Origin of the sequence: Bradyrhizobium sp. C-145 (genome assembly GCF_023375135.1) — a bacterium.
GTDB classification, from domain to species: domain Bacteria; phylum Pseudomonadota; class Alphaproteobacteria; order Rhizobiales; family Xanthobacteraceae; genus Bradyrhizobium; species Bradyrhizobium zhanjiangense.
The window spans coordinates 6,987,476-7,004,471 of the sequence record NZ_CP088150.1 but is presented as its reverse complement, the minus strand read 5'-3'; the positions used below and the strand labels follow the sequence as shown (position 1 = coordinate 7,004,471).

Genomic DNA, 16,996 nt, shown 5'->3' with positions numbered 1-16,996 from the left:
CATGGATGAGCGCAACGCGGAGCTCGTCGTCAAAAGCGATCGCGATGCGATGCCTAAGAAAAGCCGGCATATCGATCTATCGGACCAAAACCTCCCGAGCCTTCTCCTGCGTCTCGCCATTCCATCTGTTATCGCCTTGTCGATCAACGCGTTACAGCAGCTCCTCAACGCGATCTTTGTTGGCTCACTTGGTGCGCAGGCGATTGCAGCTGTCAGCATGACGATGCCGCTCATTTTGGTGCTCGCTGCGGTGGGAGAGGGGATCGGGGTGGGTACTGCCTCCTTCATATCTCGTCATCTCGGTGCTGGTAATGAGTTGGAGGCGGGCCGCGGTGCGAGTACGGCGCTCGCGTTGGCCGCTCCGATCGCGGTGATCATGACCGTCGCCCTGCTTCTGAGCCTACGAACCATCTTCGTCGCACTCGGGGCAAGTCCAACCATCCTGCCCATCGCGCTCGACTACGCCACGATCCTCTTGCCGGGGTCTACTTTGATGCTCCTGAACATCGTCAGCGGCTTCATCGCAAGAGCTGAAGGCAACACACGATTCAGCATGTGGACCATGCTGAGCGCTTTCATATTGAACGCTTTGCTTGATTCCCTTTTTATATTCTTACTAGACTTGGGCGTGCGAGGCGCAGCGCTAGCGACGTTGCTATCTCAGATCGCCGCTATAAGCCTCTACATCACGTTTTTTACCAAGCGCCTCGGCACTGTGCTCGTCAGGATATCTCAGGTCTCGTTGCGCGTAGATCGCATCAGAGAGCTCGCGTTCATTGGGGCGCCGGCGACGATGACGAGTATCTTATCGGCTCTTGCCGGTATGTTCTTGTACGGGGCCGCTTCCCGGTTCGGTGACGAGTTCGTTGCGGCCGTGGGAATAGCTGTAAGAATTTTGACAATCGGAACGCTGCCTATCGCCGGCTTCTGTATCGGCTCTCAAGCTGTCCTGGGGTTCGGTTGGGGCGCCCGCGACTTTGCCCGTGTACTGAAGGTTGCGAAGTTCATGCTCTCTATCACGGTTGCGCTTTCCTTTGCGTATTCCGCAGCCGTCATGCTTTTTGTCCGGCCTTTGGTCAGGTTGTTCAGCGATAGCGATGAGGTCACCGAAATTGCCGTCTCGAGCTGCATCATCTTTCATTTGTTTTTTGGGCTTTACGGTGTTCAGAGTTTCGTGACGACAATGCTTCAGTCGCTTGGCAGAGCACGCCTCAGCGCGGTCGTGTCTTTCGCAAGGCAGGGATATCTCTTCATACCGGCGGTACTTCTATTTCCTGTCATATCGGGCTTCAGTGGATTGTTAGCCAGTCAAGCCATCGCTGAGCTGGGCGCTGGAATGATCGCGCTATTCGTCATGTTGCGCCAGTTTGCTGAGCTCAGGCGCGGAGGACCAGCACATTGAGCCAGGAATTGAGAGTGCTCCTTGACTTTGATTAGGCGTCATCCTGACAATTGATACATTCCTCGCGGGCGAAACAGCCAGCCGTCGTTCGTTCCGGGCTGGTTGCGAAAGTCGTTACAAACGCGACAAGCTCGAGACGTCAAAGCGGGGAAGATGCTGTCGAGCGGATGGGGGGAATGCAACCGAAAGGCTACTAGATGCCGGCTAGTTGACAACCGTTCGGGTCGCGCCGGAACGGCCGTGAACGCCCGCTGCGCCCGGATCACGTCCGGGCGGCCTTGCCCAGATTAAACCACCGCTGCAGGTGCGGATGCACGCTCCAGCGATCCGTAGTTGATCGACCGGGGCCCGCGGTAGCCCCGCGGGATTCGTAACAGTTATTTGGTCATCGGATTTCAGCGTCCGGAACGGGCGTCGACGGCGTTCGTCGGCGTCGCGCGTACCTCGTCGACGATCCCAAGCGCGGCGCGTTCACGCCGAGTATTGCTGCACGATCGCTTTGCCGCGCGCCGAGATTCCGTCCAGCATGGTGTCAAGCACCGGTTCTTTCAGGCCCTCGACCCTCGCCTGCTTCACGACGTCGCTCAGCGCGTCGGGAATCTTCTCGCCGAGCGTCACCAATCGCGCGATCATCGCGTCGGGGTCCATTTTCATCAGTTCCGCCTGGCGTCGCCAATGCCGCGGCAGGACTTCTGAGAACTTGTAGTAGCCGCCGATCTTCATCGCCATGCGCAGCCGCCGCCGCTCATGTTCGTCGTCGTCGTAAGGCACGAAGCTCAGGACGTCGTAGAGTGGCGCAAGAAACATCCGCCGGCCCGGGAGGTGGATGACTGAGAAGTTCTTCGCGTGCGTGTCGGTACCGAGCACCAGGAAGCTGAAGGCGATCATGTCAGCGAACGCCGCCTTGTCCGCCTCCGGATCGGTAGCGTAGCGCAGCACGTCGTTGGATATCTGCTCGATCGAGGGCCCGCCCTCACTCTGGTACTTGACGGCGGGATGCGCGCCGAGCGCCTGGCACATGTCTTCCTGGTGGAATCGTCTGACGACGCCGTCCTTGTCGATCTCGCGGTCGTACCGGGTGACGACGATCGCGACCTCTTCGCCAAACTTTCCGACCTTAACTTCGGCCGCCGTGATCCCGAGGTGGTTCGCGAGACGCAGGCACGCGTACTCGTTCTCGGTCGTGCCTCGCAGGTGAGGCATCGGCGGCTTGAGGATGTGCGTGGTCGCCCGGCGGCCGCTCGGTACGCCCCACCGCTTGCCGTCGAACAGTAAGGCCATCTTCGGCTGCGCGCCGGCGAGACTGAAATGCCCCCGGTCGCCTTCGCGACGACCCGTCCAGGTCCGCTCTTCGCGCAGGCGCTTGAGGCGGTTCGCGACCTCCGCCTCGTCGATCCACTGAACCTCCCCGGGCGAATCCGCATTGGCGGCCATCCAATCGTCGGTGACGATCTGGATCGCGCCGGCGCAATCCTCTCCGACCTTCGACAGCAGAGCGAACGCGCTGTTCGGCGACACGCCGTAGATCTGTCCCCATTTCTGGAGGGTCTGGTCGCTGTCCGGAAGCAGATTCCAGAGATAGTTGGCCACCTTCGCGCCGGAGTGCTTCTTGGCGGCGAGAGGCAGGGACATCGAAAGCGGAATTTGAACCCTGTCGGCCGCGAGCCAACGATCAGCGTACTCGATGGCGAGGACGCCGGTATCCATCTGCTCGAGACGGCCGATCTGGACGCCGCCCATCAGGACGTTCATGAATTTGCTCATCGCCGCCGTCCCTTGAGGAAGCTCGGCTCGTCGAGTGCCAGATCACCGGTATCCAAGTCGTTGTTCTGTAGAGATCCAGGCACACTGTCGATGTTCAGGTCTATCCCCAGCGTGGCGAAGGCCTTTAGCACCGTTCCGAGGCTCGGATTCTCCAGGCGGCCAGTCTCGAACTGCGAGATCCACTCCTGGGTGGTCCCCAGCGTCTGGGCGAGTTGCTTCTGGGTCAGCTTCCGCCGACGGCGGGCTTCCCGGACGGCCAGTCCTAAGTCGCTGATTGTCTTCAAAATCATGCCGGTCATCCATGAGATTTAAGACATATAGGCGGATATGATTTTTATGCAATAACATGCTGGTATTAGTTTTACCTAATACTTCGGGGGTATGATTTAAAGCTCATGCCCTTGCGATCGGCGCTCGTCTCGGCCGCGCCGCGGTGCTCGGCCTGAAGTAGTAATCTTCTGAACGACTTCGCCCCCTGGCCGCCGGTCTCGCCGCACGAGGACCGTGCCGCGGCCGGAGGAGTAACCTTGGGAGACGTTTCTATGCCCGCGCGGAAAGCGGGTAACCGCCGCTGCGTGCACTCCATATTTCGGTCTCTTCGACAGCGCGGTGGAACTGCAGGGGCCATCAGGCTCCGTTCGCCTGAAAACCTGACAATGAAATGCTTCGGGCGGACGTTGTGCCGGTTCAATACACGCCAGCTCGCGACGCCAAATTGCGTTTCTTCGTCAAGCCATGGCATAGAAATGGAATTCCTATCAGCTCGATTTAGCCGAGCCCAGCCGCCCTTCGCCTCGGGTAGGAACCTTCCCTTCGCGCTCGGATACGAACGATTGAACGACCTGATCGGCCGGGGCAAGCGCCCCATCATATGTTCGAACAGGATCCGATCGCCTCAATCTACGTCGCCGTCGTGCGACCCCAGTTCATCAGCTATCTCGTCAGCGGCATCTTCGGCTGCGCCAACTGCTTGAGTGGATAACGGCGGCCACGACTTGGCTCGTCATCAAATTCCTCGCGTCCTGTCGAGCATCTTGATGGCCCAGGCCATCGGCGCGCTCTACGCCGCGCCACTCTTGCAGCCTGCGGATCTCGATCTGCATAGCCGCTCCGTCGGTCAAGGCAACCGCAAACTATCTTGGCTCGGCGAGGGCCAGGCTCTGCGAAGATGTCATCGACGACCTAGCCGGCGCCGCACCCTTCCCGAAGAAATGATCTTGTCCGTGCCTGGACAGGCACTTGCATCCGCCACAGCGAATACGCCAGGCTTTCCATTGCACCTCGCGTCCGTTGGCCTGTTCCTAGCAAGAACGACGGCGTTCCCACCAGCCGCGCGGGAACGTTCTGCCCGGTCGCGCTGTCCAGTGCTTTGAGGGTCTTCGACGATGATACCGGCGTTGATCGTAGGTGTGCCGCCGTTGGCACCGAGCTGAGCGGTGACGCCGGCGATCACGAAGCTGATGCCGTATTTGTCCGTCGACCTGTTCGGTTGATAGGTGGCGCTTACAATCATTGGGAAGAGGCCACCGATGAGGCCGAAAAGTTCGTCGGAGGGAGAGTTTATGGTTTGAGGTGCCAGAAGGGGGTCGCGGATGACGATCGTGGCGATGCCATAAGGATTGTTGTGAAAGTACAAAGTCAGGCCGACGCTCTTGCTCAGGGCTTCTCTTAGGTCCGAGCTCGTATTGAGCACGCGGGCATGCGTCGCGCTCGCTCTGCCTACGATGTAGCGTCCTTGTTGAATAGAATATCGCCAGGATTGGACGTGTCGGTGACGAGATATTCCGGAAATGCGAGATCGCCCGAGATCGGCCAGATCTTCTGCTTATCCGCGGGCTTCGTTTCCGGCACCCACTTCGATCCGTCCCATTTGGCGAAGGATAGTTGAACGGAGAGATTCGAGCCCGATGGAACGTTCGGCAAATTGCGACGTACTGCTTCGCAGCATGATAGAATAAGGAAGCCTCACCGGTACTGGTAATGCGATCTGGAAGAAGTTGTCCACGTTGAGCGCGCACAACAGGATGGTGAAGAAGTCATTCTTCGGAGGACCGACGAGCGGCAGGTCTCCGGACAAGCATCCGGCGTCGACGATGACCGTGTGATTGATGCATTGCGCTGCGCGCACTTCAGCGAACACAGATAACGCGACCGTCGTCTGTACGGTCCCCGTCAGCAAATGTAGTGTGACTTTCGATGGTCGCCAAACTGAGACAGCGCTCCCGTAACCTTAGGCGTCGAGCAGATGGTGCCGTTGTTGGGCTAGTACCCATCGTATCCGGTGCCGCTCAAGTTGTCGATGAAGTCGAATAGGCCGCCACCCATAGCCACGACGATGTCGTCGCGCGGAATACTTGTACGCGGTCTGGGCTACCGCTGCGAACTGACACGAACAGAGCATCAGCGCGAGCGCGCAGGCGCGCATGCCCCAGAGCAATCTCATGAGAACTCCAATACGATCCGACGAAACGAATTGCGCCGAAGGTCACTCGGATGCCGAAAAATTTTTATCTACGTAAGCGTGCGATGCTCTTTCAGCGCTCGGATTTTGTCAATAGAGTGTGCAAGGATGCGGACGATGATTTTTAACAGACGAAAGTTTCACGAGAACAATTTGGACGAAGCAAATGGCCAATCCAACAGATTATCAAACGTATGCGGGTGTAGCTGATAGCCTGGAAGAAGCCGTGAAGGCCGCCCACGCAAAAATTCCGATCCGTGAAGGGCGAGATTTCGTGATCTGCAGGGTTCTCGAATGGGGCTACCAGCGCGGCGGCTTTGTTGATGCCAAGCAGTTTTTTGCCGTGGTCATCGAGGACGACCTTTCCGAGCTGCATCGATAGGCGAAGCTCCAAATACGGCGGTCTAAACGAGATCTCTCGATTAACGATCTCGACAGCCGCTGCGGACCTCGATTGGGAGACGGGCCGTTTCACGTGAGGGAGTGGATGGCTGGTCGATGGCCGCAGCCCTGCACTGTTCTCCATTGGCGCATATCGTCGACCGACGCAGCCAGGCGCGAAAGACCCTACCCGGATGTTACAAGCAAAAGGAGCGTAACGAGAAAATTCACTTATAGGTTTACTAGCCGAGGTTGATGGTTTAGCCTGCTCTAGTATTGGCATCGATAGGAGTTCGGTCGTGGTGATCTCCAGGCGAAACATTATGCTGCAGGGCGGCGTGATCGGCGCGGGTGTGATCGCCAGCGGCATACCCGGAATGAAGGCGCTCGCCGCAGGTCAGCCGCCGGAGCGCCGGACGCTCGAGGGGTTAGCGTGGAACGATCCGATCGTCGCGACCTATCGCGACGCGGTCGGCTTGTTGAAGCAGAAATCCGCGACCGACAAGACCGGATGGGCGGGTCTCGCCGCCATCCATGGCCTGAACCCGAACGCGTACAAGTTCTGCCCACATGGGAATTGGTACTTTCTCCCTTGGCATCGAGCCTACATCCTGACCTACGAACGCATCATCCGGCAGCTGACGCACAACGACGACTTCGCTCTGCCGTACTGGGACTGGACGAGCAATCCGACGATGCCGGAGGTCTTTCTCGATCCGAAGACCAAGGACGGCAAGCCGAACTGGCTGTACGTCGACGACAACGATTTCCAGCAGAACTGGAAGCGGACATGGCCGGCGACCGATCCGATGCCGTCGCGCTTCGTCGGTCCGGCGGTGCTGCAGGACATCCTCCATGCTCCGGACTACGAGTCGTTCGGAACGAGCCGGCCGCGCGGGCAGGACAGCCTCGACGCTTCATGGGTGCTGAAGCGGACGGGACTTCAAGGCACGCTCGAGCGTCTGCCGCACAACATGGTGCACAATAGCATCGGCGGCTGGATGCCGTCGGCGATGTCGCCGCGCGATCCGATCTTCTTCATGCACCACTGTAACCTGGACAGGCTCTGGGCCGTGTGGAATTCGCTCGGCAATTCGAATTCCGACGATCATTTCTGGAAGGACATGACGTTCACGGACAACTTTATGAACGCCGACGGTTCGTCGTATTCGCCCAAGGTCTCGGAGCTCGCGATCCCCGAGACGCTTGGCTACACGTATGGCCTGCCGTCCACCTCGATCGTCGCGACGTCGTTCCCGAATCTGGTTGCCTTGCAGGGCAAGCTCGTGACCTTGCACGCCACCGGGGTGCCGAAGTCTCCTGACGTCAAGACGTTTACTGCCTCCCCGAGCGGTCAGGACTTCGGGACGATCTCGAAGCCGCTCAGTGTGCCGGTCAGCGTCGATGCCGGACTGATCGCAGCGGTCTCCAGACGTCGTCCGGTTTCTTCAGGAACCGAATTCCTGAACTTCGCCGCGGCGCGCGAACAGAGAGCGACGGGCGCGCGCGTATTCGCTTTTGTCCGCGACGTCGCGACCACGCAGCCGCAGAACACGGAATTTCGCGTATTCCTGGACCGTCCCGGCCTGAACGCGCAGACGCCCGTGAGCGATCCCGGTTACGTGGGCAGCTTCGGAATCTTCGTGCATGGCGAACATGGCGGTCACGGCGGTGGAGACGCCAACCCTTCGTTCGCGCTCGATCTGACCGGCGCCATGCAACGCGTCTATGCAGGTGGGCAGCCTCCATCCGGCAAGATCGATCTGCAGTTTATTCCGGTCCCCATCGCGCCCAACGATCCCGTCGGCACTTTACGTCCGGGTGCCGTCGAGATTGCATTCGTCAACGCGTGATCCCATGTCAGTGGTGTACATGACTGCGGGGAGAACGTCATGGCGAACACTCGCATGCGTCGGATCGCCTCAGTCTGTACGCTCGTTCTTTCGTTCTGGTGTTCGACAAGCCACGCCCAGGAGAACGAGCCGCTGTTCGCCACCGTCGACAAGCCGGCTGTCATCACGGCGACGCGGCGCGCCTCCGCCGCCCCCATCGGCCGGCCGGAGGTCATCGTCGGAATCAGCCGCTACCATCCATCTGCCGACGGTTCGCCGGTTGAGGTCGTCGTCGACGGTCGCGTCGAAGGAGGCTCGGACCGGGAAATCGGGCGCTTCGGCGTCACGCCCGACCGGGAGTTCGTGGCCGACGATCCATCCGACGCCCAGCGCTTCCGTTTCGCTCTTCCGCCCGATTTCGCGGCCCACATGGGTGCGGGCAAGGCCGTCACGTTCACCGTGCGCCTCGTTGCCGTGCGCGGGAGCGGCAAGGGCGCCTCTCTCCGGGTCGCAGACGTGGAATTGCCTTGAGAGCCGGATCGACGTGCCAATTCCGTGAACGGGAGAATACGATGGACCGACGTAGGCTGTTGTTGGGGGCTGCGGGTCTTCTCGTCGGCGTGCGTGCATCGGCCCAATCCGCCGCCGACGCTCCGGAACTCGCCGGCAAATGGACGTACCGGAGTTTCCACAATCGTCCGGCGCTCGTGGACGGAGATCCTCAAAAGGCGCTGCGCCTGATCTTCGCCGAGGCCGTGTTCACTCTCCAGACCGAAGGTAACTCGTTGAAGGGCGGGATCGACTGGGAGGGCGGTGGCCTCGACCTGGCGGGAACGATTCAGCCGGCGACCGCAACGGCGCCGCTCTCGGCGGCCATCGTGGGCTCGGGTAGGCCGAAAACGGATACGGACGGTTGGGAATACGACTACCGGGCCGCGCTCGCGTATCGCTGGCCCAATGGCGTCGATCAGGTGCCCGCACTGGTCGGATCGGTCATCCGGGCGAAGCCGCACAACGGAGCGGCTGCGGGGTACGTCGCGTCCTTCATCGCGGTGCGACAAAGCTAATTCATCATCGGGCATTTCGACGGGAAAGCGCACATGCTCCGCAGACGATCTTTTCGATTTGCTTGTGTTGCCGAAAGACGCATGGTCATCGGGCTGTCGATGCTCGCGGGCACGACATCGATGCTGTCGTGCATGGATAGGGCTACAGCCCAGCAGGATCAGCAGATCAAGCGGATTGTGACGCCGCCGCCTGCCGCGCAAGTGCTCCGTGCCAGGTCCAGCGGTAGTCTGCTTGCGCTCGATGCGATCATCACCGGTCCTCCCCTGGTTTCCGGAGAGGCGGTCATCGAGTTGAACATCGATTACACGGATTCCAAGATCTACAATCCGGCGACCGGCGACTACGACGCTGTGCGGCTCCGCTCGTACAAGGATGCCAAGCAGACCGCGCCGGCAAAGGTGCCGTTCGTCGCGCCAACCATAGACATCTCGCCGGGCGAGACCGTGCGGCTCACGCTGCGCAATCTGCTGAAGCCGGAAAACGAGAACTGTCCCTCGCGGGACGGCAAGATCAACACGCCGCATTGCTTCAACCGGACCAACCTGCATTCGCACGGACTTTGGATCAGCCCGGCCGGCAACAGCGACAACGTGCTGATCAGCATCAACCCGGGCGTGGACTTCCAGTACGAGTACAACGTTCCCCCCGATCATCCGGCCGGAACATTCTGGTACCATCCGCATCTGCACGGTTCGACCGCGCTCCAGGTGTCCAGCGGCATGGCGGGACTGCTCATCGTCCGCGGAAACCGTCCGCCGACGTCTCAGAGCCCTGGCGACATCGACACGCTGCTCAAGGAAAGCACCGGAGCCCCGTACCCCGAACGGCCGGTGCTGCTGCAGCAGGTGCAGTATGCCTGTCGCGACGCGAGCGGCAAGATCGAGGTCGACGCCAACGGCGCCTACGCATGCAAGCCCGGCGAGGTGGGCGGTATCGAGAGCTACGATCAGTTCGGTCCAGGCTCCTGGCCGGAATCCGGCCGATACACGAGCGTGAACGGCGAGGTTCTGCCGCTTTTCCCCGGCGCCCAGGCCGGACGCATCGAACGTTGGCGCATCGCTCATGCGGGCGTCCGCGACAGCGTCAAGCTTCAGTTCAAGAAGATGCGTCCGGGCGTTGTCTACGGGCAGCTCGCCGATGCCAAGGCGCAGCAGGATTGGGTCGCCGCCAATTGTCTGGGCGATCCACTGCCGCAGTTCGCGATCGCGAGCGACGGTCTTACGCGCCGTAAGATCGCGCAACGTCAGACGACGGTGCTGCAACCGGGCTATCGCGAGGACCTGCTGATGGTCTTCCCCGAAGCCGGAGACTATTGCGTGATCGACGATCAGGCGCCGGCGAACGCGAACATCAACGCAGACGTCAAGAGCCGCAAGCTGCTCGGAAGCGTCAACGTCGGCGTCGGGAATCCACCTGGTAGCGATCTCCGGGCCTTCGTGACGGCTCAGTTGCTGGCCGCCGCGGACCGCAACGTACCCGTAGCTTCGCGTCAGAAGGTCCGCGACGATTTGTCGAACGATCTGCGCCTGACGTCCTTCGCCCCGCATCTAGACATGTCGGACACCGAGGTCAAGGGACATCGTCAGGCGGCGGATCTGAGGATCGGCGGCACCGGATTCGGAGTGAACGGCGTGCCATATGATCCTACCGGTGCGCCCCGCGTGCTCATTCTCGGATCCGCGGACGAATGGACCTTGACGGCTGGCGTGCCGGGACATCCGTTCCATATCCACGTGAACCCGTTTCAGATCATGGAGATCCGCAACCCCTCGCACGTCGATGTCAGCGTAGATGGCGAAGCGGACGATCCTCAGTACGCCAATCTTAAGGGCGAGTGGCGCGACACGCTGTTCGTCAAAGCCGGCTACACCATCGTCGCGCGATCGAGGTACCGTCGATACGTGGGCGACTTCGTGCTTCACTGCCACATCCTGGACCACGAGGACCAGGGAATGATGCAGAACGTCCGCGTGGCGATTCCGGATGGAGCGGGTGGAGTGGCGATGAATCACCATTGAGTCCGCCGGACGATCCCGATGGTGTGGTTGCGGTGGCCTGGTTAGAGGCGGAGCGGTCGCATCAAGCGCTTCGGTCAGCGCCGCGACGGCGTCGGCATACTCGACCTGCTTTACCACGGGGGCGCGCGGCAGACCGTCGATCAAAGGACTATGCCAAGCTCTCCGAACGCATGCGGAACCGTTTCGGCATCTTCGGCACGCTGTCGGACGTCACCGAGGACGGCTGGATCGAGGCCGAGGAGGAACCCGAGGCTCGCCTGCGCTTCCTCTCAGGAGCCGACTGTCGTTGGACCGCGATCGACGGCTCCGCCGCCTTTTATTGCCGCCGCAATGGTCGGACTTTCCGTATCGTGCAGGGCAAGGATAGGCGCTGGTCGCTTTTTCTCGTCGAGATAATCGAGGACGAAGTGAATTGCTCGGCCTCTACCAGGGGCGAGGCGACCGAACAAGGCACTACAAACGATTGGTTACGCAAATGAGCGGCGATGATGCCATGCCGCCGGCCCCGCCGACGCGGACGCGTGCCGTCGTGTGCAGCGTCTGCGGTCATCCATACATCCAGCCCTGCACCGCGCAGACGGAGGCCGCTTGCCGAAACGTGATCTGGCTGTGCGGCGAGGCCCAGCAGTCCACCCGACACCACTATGTTCCGCAGTTCTATTGGAGGCGCTGGGCTGGAGACGACGCCAAAGTCCGCGAGTTCAGCCGCCCCTACAAAAATAAGATCTACCGCCAGCGCGTCTATCCGATCCAGGCCGGCTTCAAGGACTGGCTCTACGAAAAACCGGGCGTACTCAAATCGATCGCGCAGGGGGGCGATGACAAGTTCATGAGCCCGGCAGACGACTTCCTGGCGAAAGCTTTGGACATTATCGAGGCCGACGTTGAGAAGATCCGCAACGACGCTGAGCGGCGGTCGATCTGGTCGCTCTTCGCGATGTCGCTGATGCGGATGCCCGAGGACGTGGCCGCTCGTCCGTCGTGGTCACGCCGGACGATGCACCACCGTTGCTCACGTCCGACAGGCCACTCTCCATGTCCAAGACGTTCAGCGAACCCGAATGCTACCTGACCTCCCTATAGGGCCCCACCGCTTATTCGTCGCGACCAACACCGGAGAAATCGAGCGCAAGTTCAAAGACCGGCCGCCCAAGGAATTGGCTCATGAGGTCAACTCTCGGGTCGTCAAACAGGCTGTGAAGTACGTCTACGGGCTCGACCGGAGTTGGGATTCGTCGACAAGCTGATATCGACCGACCGTCCGCAGAGGCTCATGGAGATCTTGCGCGACCGGCGAGGCGGAAAAGGGCGGCCGGCCTGAGAACGCCCTCGACCGGCTGATGCGTCTGCCAAATTCCACCCTGACCATTTTCTGACCAGATTTCTGACCACACCACCTGCGTGAAGCCCTCTCTTTCAGCCGAAATCGTCGTCGTGTTCCGAAGACCTGTCCCAACCCGCAAAACTAGCAGTGCGTAAGTCGAACCACGAACTTGAGGAGTTCCGCTCTCCCCACCAAAGTTGGTTCCGACTCAGACAGGAGGCGGGGGTCGTGGTGGATATTATGGAATCGCTCGGCAAGCTCGTGCCGAAGGAGACCATTGGAAAGCTGTACGACGACGCAATAAGCGGTTCGGCTAAGGAGGTTGGCAAGATCGGCACGGACGTCGTGAAGACCGCGCGTCTGCTCCTTGCGCCTCTACAATATGCCGCTGCCTATCAGGACCGCTTGGAGCGGGCATGTGAGCGCATCAGCAAGCGTGTGCCGGAGAAGAGGCGTGCGGAGGCTCCGTTGGAGATTGTCGGGCCGGTCCTGGAGCGGTTGCAATATGTCCACGAAGGATCTGAGTTGTGGGACCTCTATGAGGAGGTTCTCACCAAGTCCGTGGATGCTGAAGCTCAGAAGACTTTGCATCCGTCATTCGCTCAAATCATCTCGCTGCTGAGTCGGGATGAGGCGTGGATACTGTACCGCCTGCGCGACAAGAGCTTTGGTGTGACGGATCATCTCGATTTGGACACGGCGCAGAACAGGTTCGTGAATCGAGTGGTGCAGAGTAGTGAGTTGGCGAAGCACGAACTCTTTCTCCCCGACCTCATGGAGCTATCCTACTCTCACCTCGAATCGTTGAATCTCGCGTCCTGGCCCATCGAGAAGCAGACTCCGACTTTCACTGTTGCCGGTGGACCGCAAACGGGCATCCAGCGCCACAGCAAGATGATGCTTACTGAGTTCGGCAAGCTGTTCGTCACTGCGTGCATCCCTACCTCGGGCTTCGAGAAGCACGCTAAGAAATGGGGGTGATGCTGCCTTGGTGCTGCTGCGGGGATGATCCTCTGCGCTTGTCCTCGGCGCGAAGATCAGAACGCAGTTGGGTGATGGTGAGGCACGAGCCTGCATCTAACCCGCCAATGGAAAACGAGCGGTTTGTCGATGCGTTGTTTGCCGCGCTACTCCTCATGTGCCTTGCCGGTGGGCGCGTGAACGTGGAGCCCGTCGGAGTTGACTCCCCATCCAAGGTGCGCTCGGGAGTCCCAAAAATGTTTTCGAGCCGAGTCTATTTCTTCGAAATCTTTGGGCCGATGTAAGGAACCCTCATCCCTCCCCGAGGCGAGCTAACAGGCCAATCAAAATGGACGCGAAATTTGGGCGTGTTTATCTTCCCATGCCAGAAGCATGTGAGGCGCTTCTCCGCATCGCACGGATCGACGAAAGTCATCTCTTCCTTGAATTGTGCCTTGTTGGTATCGGACTCATCAGAGAACAGCGCCCGATCGCCAACGAAGTACGTCTGCCGAAGTTCTTCTCCTTTCCTCGAAAGCGCGCCGTTCTCATCCATTTCCTGCATAATAGCTTGGAGAATTCCGAGCAGAGCAACTATTCGTCGCGCCAAAGCCGGGCTGAACGGTGTTCCTTGAAGGGTAGCTAGACAGTGGTCCCCTAGTATCAGTCTATCGAATTGATCGCGGGATCGAGTGAGGACTTCTCGCCAAGATTCTGGATCAGGAACTGCAGTTTCTGAAAGCTTCAGTAAGTCCTCTAGGGTCCAACAGTTCGGAACATCGAGAGACCCATACGGTTCTTCCAGTAACCCGTGGATCACTGGCAGTGGCGTTCGTCTGAAGTCGCGCGTGGACCCGTTTGCAAAGCTGTAGACAGCCGACTGGCTTCTGTGCGTAAGACGCCGTGCAGCCTCGCCTAGTCCGAGATCGGTAACGTCCTCAGTTTCGAAGAAGAAAAGATCGTTTTCTACATCCTGTCGGTCCTGCTCTAGGAATGGCCCCCGCTGACTCAACCACGCCAGAACTTGAGTCTTTTCATCCCTGCTAAAGCTCGCAATGGTCTGTTGCAGAGTCTCTGGAGGCCAGCCCCTTCGATTTGGAAGAGCGAACGAGCAGTACAGCGTTTTCGCCAGGTGTCGGCAGCGAGATCGCGCTGCAACCAGTTCCATCAAAGCGACTCTTACCGATCCTCGATCAGGGAATCCCCCATCCATCGAAAGTTCGTTCAAAAAAATTCGCATCTAAAAATCAATTCCAGCCAGTGAGTCTCGCTAAGTCGAGCTCCGCTTGATCGAAGAAACCCTCCGGCCACGCATCAATAGAGCCATTTTGGTCCAGACTCGGAGTGACAATACTCACCGCGTCCTGCTCGCCGCTGCGTCCCTGGAAGAAATGCAGAGCGACTTTGTTGGGCGGTAGGACTTTGTCTTTGACACTAATCCGCACTCCGGACAAAATGTGGTCGCTGTGAGATTCGACGATTATTTGGACACCAGAAGCTGCGAACCGGGAAAGAATCGTCCCCATTATGGATTGGGCTTTCGGATGAAGGTGACCTTCTGGAGCATCAATTATGATCGCCTGATTGGCCTTCATGGTTGTAAGTGCCACAAGGAGGGGGAATACGTACCCCAAGCCGTAGCCAGTATTCGAAGGTCTGTGCCAATCTCCACTTCGTCCCATGCGGAATTCAAGGCGCGTTAGTGAAGTCTTTGCTATTGAGTCGGCATTTACCGAGGCTCCGGGAAAAAGATCATTCAGCCAAGCATCGATCTGTCCTCTTACTGTCAAACGCTCTTCAGTTGGATGACGCCGCCGTTCGTCGACCTCATCGTCTGCAGTTCGAGTATACCACCAAGGCGCGAATTCACCTCTCGGTCCGACGTCAGCATACGGACTTGAAGTTTCTGATGGGGATGGGAACGCTTCGTTCGAAGTGTCTCGCGAACTACCCACGTAAAGAAGGCGACGTAGCGCTTCTAAGAGGCCTGACTTCTTCAGAGGATCGGGCCAAAATTCCTCCGTCGACTCGTATGTGGCTCCGTCTTCATCCCGAACCGTTGCCCTTTCGAGCTTCATGAATTGGCTGTCCAGTTCTCGGGATGGCGCTAATTCCCATCTTCCAAAGCCTTCGGAAGCTTCCACGCCAAGGGACATCATTCCATCTGAGTTTCGTGCAACCACATCGCCAACCGATCCGAGCCGCGTAAGCGGACCGTTAAGCGCTACCACAGCGCTTCCGGGCGAGAACCTTGACGCCTGCGCCAGAAGAAGGAGGGCCTGCATGGAAGTTGACTTCCCGGCTGCATTAAAGCCGGTAAGCACCGTCAGGGGAGCCAGCGGCAAGTGCAGCTCAGGAAAACACTTAAATTTCTGAATTTTGAGGCTTTCTATCATTTCAAGAACTTTCCGAGCGCTTCGTTCATCTTTCGAAAACGGCCATGAACTTGATAGGTGGCGTTAGTGGAGTACGTAATGTAATGATTAAATTCCGAATCTCGCATGAGATTGATAATTGCATTTTTGATCGGAAGTGAATCGCGAGTGAAGATGTTGTTGTCAATTTTGGCAAAAGCAACTGAGAGGACGTCGAACAGTGCAATATTGATCACGCTTCGTCCCACATCGCTCGCTCCGTAGATTAGCGATTTGCGAAAGGCGTGTCGGCCAAACAAAGTGGAATTGCGATTTAGAGATAGCAGCAGATGTTTTTCAAGCTGCTGAAAATCAAAGCTCCTTCGGTTCATGAGCTTGAGAGCGCCCGCTAGATACTCATCCATGTCGCCCGCAGTGTATGTTGTCCAGTCGAGCAGATAGAACGCACAAAAGCGATTGATTGCTTCGCGATCACGCATCGTTTTTGGTTGAAGGGAGTCGCCAGTTGCATTGCGAAACACCTCCTTCTCTGAAAAGTCTGCAAGCCATCTTGTCGCTGGACCACTGTAAAGCGCGTTGCGCATTTGCTGGCGAGTGAGCGGAATTCCGCTGTTGACCCGCTCAAAAATATCTAGACGGGCGGCATCAGGAGCATTTTTGTCCAGGATGTACATTGTAAGCTGCGTATCTTCGATCCGCTCTCGCAAATTGATCGGAAGCGCCTTGAACGATTTTCCCTCCAATGGATGTTTTTTGCCCAAGCCTTGCAGTCGAAGCTCGCCATTGAGAAACGAACGAAATGTACTCAGTCTCTGAAGTCCATCCACCACGGTGACGCGTCCGTCTGCACCTTCCGCGACGTAAAAGACCGGAAGAGGAATTCTCATGACGCAGCTCTCGATAAGCTTGGACTGCTTATCCTTTGGCCAGACGAAGTCTCTCTGGAAGTCGGGGTTCATCGCGTATCGACCTTGATCGATCCGCTTCACTACCTCGCCGACGGTACGAGTTTCATTTCGCACCATCACATCGTCCAACGGGTAGTGTGAGCCTTGTTCGGGTCTCGACGTCAGATCGAGTCCTTCAATCGGCTCCTGATCTTCATCGGCATTCATTTCGGTCTTTTCTCTCGTTGTCGGCGGGGGAGGCAAGAATATCGTTAACGCCTCTTCCCAAACTCGGTTCAGACGAATACCACACGCCGCCAGGAGTGCGAGGTCTCAAGCGGTGGCCTCCTCGGGTTAGCTCCTCCAGCGGAGAAATGTTCGCTCCGTACTTGGAAGTCAGAGGCGCTCTGGTCGGAGCGGGGCGCTTCTAGGCCCTCACAAGCGAATCGCTGCCATTCCAAAAGGTACAGTTGAAAAAGCTGACGACTGACTGTATCTAAATCTAATGGAATTGAATACGATGG

At 58.6% G+C, this 16,996-nt stretch carries 17 protein-coding genes; 9 read left to right on the top strand and 8 right to left on the bottom strand.

Features of this window, described 5'->3' with window-relative positions; all coding sequences use genetic code 11:
• Position 1: 1 nt before the first annotated feature.
• Positions 2-1,402 (top strand): MATE family efflux transporter, encoded by a 1,401-nt coding sequence (locus LRP30_RS33045; RefSeq protein WP_249757502.1) that lies wholly within the window; start codon positions 2-4, stop codon positions 1,400-1,402.
• 471 nt (positions 1,403-1,873) lie between these two features.
• Here LRP30_RS33045 and LRP30_RS33040 read toward each other — a convergent pair whose 3' ends face one another.
• The 5 genes from LRP30_RS33040 to LRP30_RS33025 all read right to left on the bottom strand — a co-directional run bounded on the left by LRP30_RS33040 (position 1,874) and on the right by LRP30_RS33025 (position 5,345).
• Positions 1,874-3,166: a type II toxin-antitoxin system HipA family toxin gene (locus LRP30_RS33040; protein ID WP_249757501.1), complete on the bottom strand. Its 1,293-nt coding sequence runs from the start codon at positions 3,164-3,166 to the stop codon at positions 1,874-1,876.
• Complete coding sequence (locus tag LRP30_RS33035; RefSeq protein WP_249757500.1) at positions 3,163-3,456, bottom strand: helix-turn-helix transcriptional regulator; 294 nt, start codon at positions 3,454-3,456, stop codon at positions 3,163-3,165. The genes LRP30_RS33040 and LRP30_RS33035 overlap by 4 nt, the downstream gene beginning before the upstream one ends.
• An 881-nt stretch (positions 3,457-4,337) precedes the next feature.
• On the bottom strand, positions 4,338-4,859 hold the full coding sequence (locus LRP30_RS33030) for a hypothetical protein (RefSeq protein ID WP_249757499.1): 522 nt from the start codon (positions 4,857-4,859) through the stop codon (positions 4,338-4,340).
• 26 nt (positions 4,860-4,885) lie between these two features.
• Positions 4,886-5,017, bottom strand: coding sequence for a hypothetical protein (locus LRP30_RS45095; RefSeq protein WP_256477636.1), 132 nt, complete (start codon positions 5,015-5,017; stop codon positions 4,886-4,888).
• Positions 4,992-5,345, bottom strand: a complete 354-nt coding sequence (locus LRP30_RS33025; protein WP_249757498.1) for a hypothetical protein — start codon at positions 5,343-5,345, stop codon at positions 4,992-4,994. The genes LRP30_RS45095 and LRP30_RS33025 overlap by 26 nt, the downstream gene beginning before the upstream one ends.
• A gap of 448 nt (positions 5,346-5,793) precedes the next feature.
• On the opposite strand from LRP30_RS33025, the gene LRP30_RS33020 reads away from it, so the two are divergent.
• The 8 genes from LRP30_RS33020 (at position 5,794) to LRP30_RS32985 (ending at position 13,231) form a co-directional block, all read left to right on the top strand.
• Positions 5,794-6,009: a hypothetical protein gene (locus LRP30_RS33020; protein WP_249757497.1), complete on the top strand. Its 216-nt coding sequence runs from the start codon at positions 5,794-5,796 to the stop codon at positions 6,007-6,009.
• Positions 6,010-6,307: 298 nt separating this feature from the next.
• Positions 6,308-7,861, top strand: a complete 1,554-nt coding sequence (locus tag LRP30_RS33015; protein WP_249757496.1) for a tyrosinase family protein — start codon at positions 6,308-6,310, stop codon at positions 7,859-7,861.
• Between the two features lie 39 nt (positions 7,862-7,900).
• Positions 7,901-8,371 (top strand): hypothetical protein, encoded by a 471-nt coding sequence (locus tag LRP30_RS33010; protein ID WP_249757495.1) that lies wholly within the window; start codon positions 7,901-7,903, stop codon positions 8,369-8,371.
• 41 nt (positions 8,372-8,412) lie between these two features.
• A complete protein-coding gene (locus LRP30_RS33005; protein WP_249757494.1) occupies positions 8,413-8,907 on the top strand; it encodes a hypothetical protein in 495 nt (164 codons plus the stop codon).
• Positions 8,908-8,988: 81 nt separating this feature from the next.
• On the top strand, positions 8,989-10,926 hold the full coding sequence (locus LRP30_RS33000; RefSeq protein WP_249757493.1) for a multicopper oxidase family protein: 1,938 nt from the start codon (positions 8,989-8,991) through the stop codon (positions 10,924-10,926).
• A gap of 170 nt (positions 10,927-11,096) precedes the next feature.
• The gene (locus tag LRP30_RS32995) at positions 11,097-11,405 is read left to right on the top strand and encodes a hypothetical protein (RefSeq protein WP_249757492.1); all 309 of its coding nucleotides are present in this window, start codon (positions 11,097-11,099) and stop codon (positions 11,403-11,405) included.
• Positions 11,402-11,998, top strand: coding sequence for a DUF4238 domain-containing protein (locus LRP30_RS32990; protein ID WP_249757491.1), 597 nt, complete (start codon positions 11,402-11,404; stop codon positions 11,996-11,998). Before LRP30_RS32995 ends, LRP30_RS32990 begins: the two co-directional genes overlap by 4 nt.
• Before the next feature lie 480 nt (positions 11,999-12,478).
• A complete protein-coding gene (locus LRP30_RS32985; RefSeq protein WP_249757490.1) occupies positions 12,479-13,231 on the top strand; it encodes an Abi-alpha family protein in 753 nt (250 codons plus the stop codon).
• A gap of 253 nt (positions 13,232-13,484) precedes the next feature.
• Here LRP30_RS32985 and LRP30_RS32980 read toward each other — a convergent pair whose 3' ends face one another.
• The 3 genes from LRP30_RS32980 to LRP30_RS32970 all read right to left on the bottom strand — a co-directional run bounded on the left by LRP30_RS32980 (position 13,485) and on the right by LRP30_RS32970 (position 16,700).
• A complete protein-coding gene (locus LRP30_RS32980) occupies positions 13,485-14,378 on the bottom strand; it encodes a hypothetical protein (RefSeq protein WP_249757489.1) in 894 nt (297 codons plus the stop codon).
• 79 nt (positions 14,379-14,457) lie between these two features.
• On the bottom strand, positions 14,458-15,606 hold the full coding sequence (locus tag LRP30_RS32975; RefSeq protein WP_249757488.1) for a DUF3696 domain-containing protein: 1,149 nt from the start codon (positions 15,604-15,606) through the stop codon (positions 14,458-14,460).
• The gene (locus LRP30_RS32970) at positions 15,603-16,700 is read right to left on the bottom strand and encodes a DUF262 domain-containing protein (protein WP_249757487.1); all 1,098 of its coding nucleotides are present in this window, start codon (positions 16,698-16,700) and stop codon (positions 15,603-15,605) included. Before LRP30_RS32970 ends, LRP30_RS32975 begins: the two co-directional genes overlap by 4 nt.
• Positions 16,701-16,996: the final 296 nt, after the last annotated feature.

What these genes read in the sequence shown, in the direction of transcription:
- LRP30_RS33045 (WP_249757502.1), top strand. Translation starts at nt 2, where the DNA reads ATGGATGAGCGCAACGCGGAGCTCGTCGTCAAAAGCGATCGCGATGCG.
- LRP30_RS33040 (WP_249757501.1), bottom strand. Translation starts at nt 3,166, where the DNA reads ATGAGCAAATTCATGAACGTCCTGATGGGCGGCGTCCAGATCGGCCGT.
- LRP30_RS33035 (WP_249757500.1), bottom strand. Translation starts at nt 3,456, where the DNA reads ATGATTTTGAAGACAATCAGCGACTTAGGACTGGCCGTCCGGGAAGCC.
- LRP30_RS33020 (WP_249757497.1), top strand. Translation starts at nt 5,794, where the DNA reads ATGGCCAATCCAACAGATTATCAAACGTATGCGGGTGTAGCTGATAGC.
- LRP30_RS33010 (WP_249757495.1), top strand. Translation starts at nt 7,901, where the DNA reads ATGGCGAACACTCGCATGCGTCGGATCGCCTCAGTCTGTACGCTCGTT.
- LRP30_RS33005 (WP_249757494.1), top strand. Translation starts at nt 8,413, where the DNA reads ATGGACCGACGTAGGCTGTTGTTGGGGGCTGCGGGTCTTCTCGTCGGC.
- LRP30_RS33000 (WP_249757493.1), top strand. Translation starts at nt 8,989, where the DNA reads ATGGTCATCGGGCTGTCGATGCTCGCGGGCACGACATCGATGCTGTCG.
- LRP30_RS32995 (WP_249757492.1), top strand. Translation starts at nt 11,097, where the DNA reads ATGCGGAACCGTTTCGGCATCTTCGGCACGCTGTCGGACGTCACCGAG.
- LRP30_RS32990 (WP_249757491.1), top strand. Translation starts at nt 11,402, where the DNA reads ATGAGCGGCGATGATGCCATGCCGCCGGCCCCGCCGACGCGGACGCGT.
- LRP30_RS32980 (WP_249757489.1), bottom strand. Translation starts at nt 14,378, where the DNA reads ATGGAACTGGTTGCAGCGCGATCTCGCTGCCGACACCTGGCGAAAACG.
- LRP30_RS32975 (WP_249757488.1), bottom strand. Translation starts at nt 15,606, where the DNA reads ATGATAGAAAGCCTCAAAATTCAGAAATTTAAGTGTTTTCCTGAGCTG.
- LRP30_RS32970 (WP_249757487.1), bottom strand. Translation starts at nt 16,700, where the DNA reads ATGAATGCCGATGAAGATCAGGAGCCGATTGAAGGACTCGATCTGACG.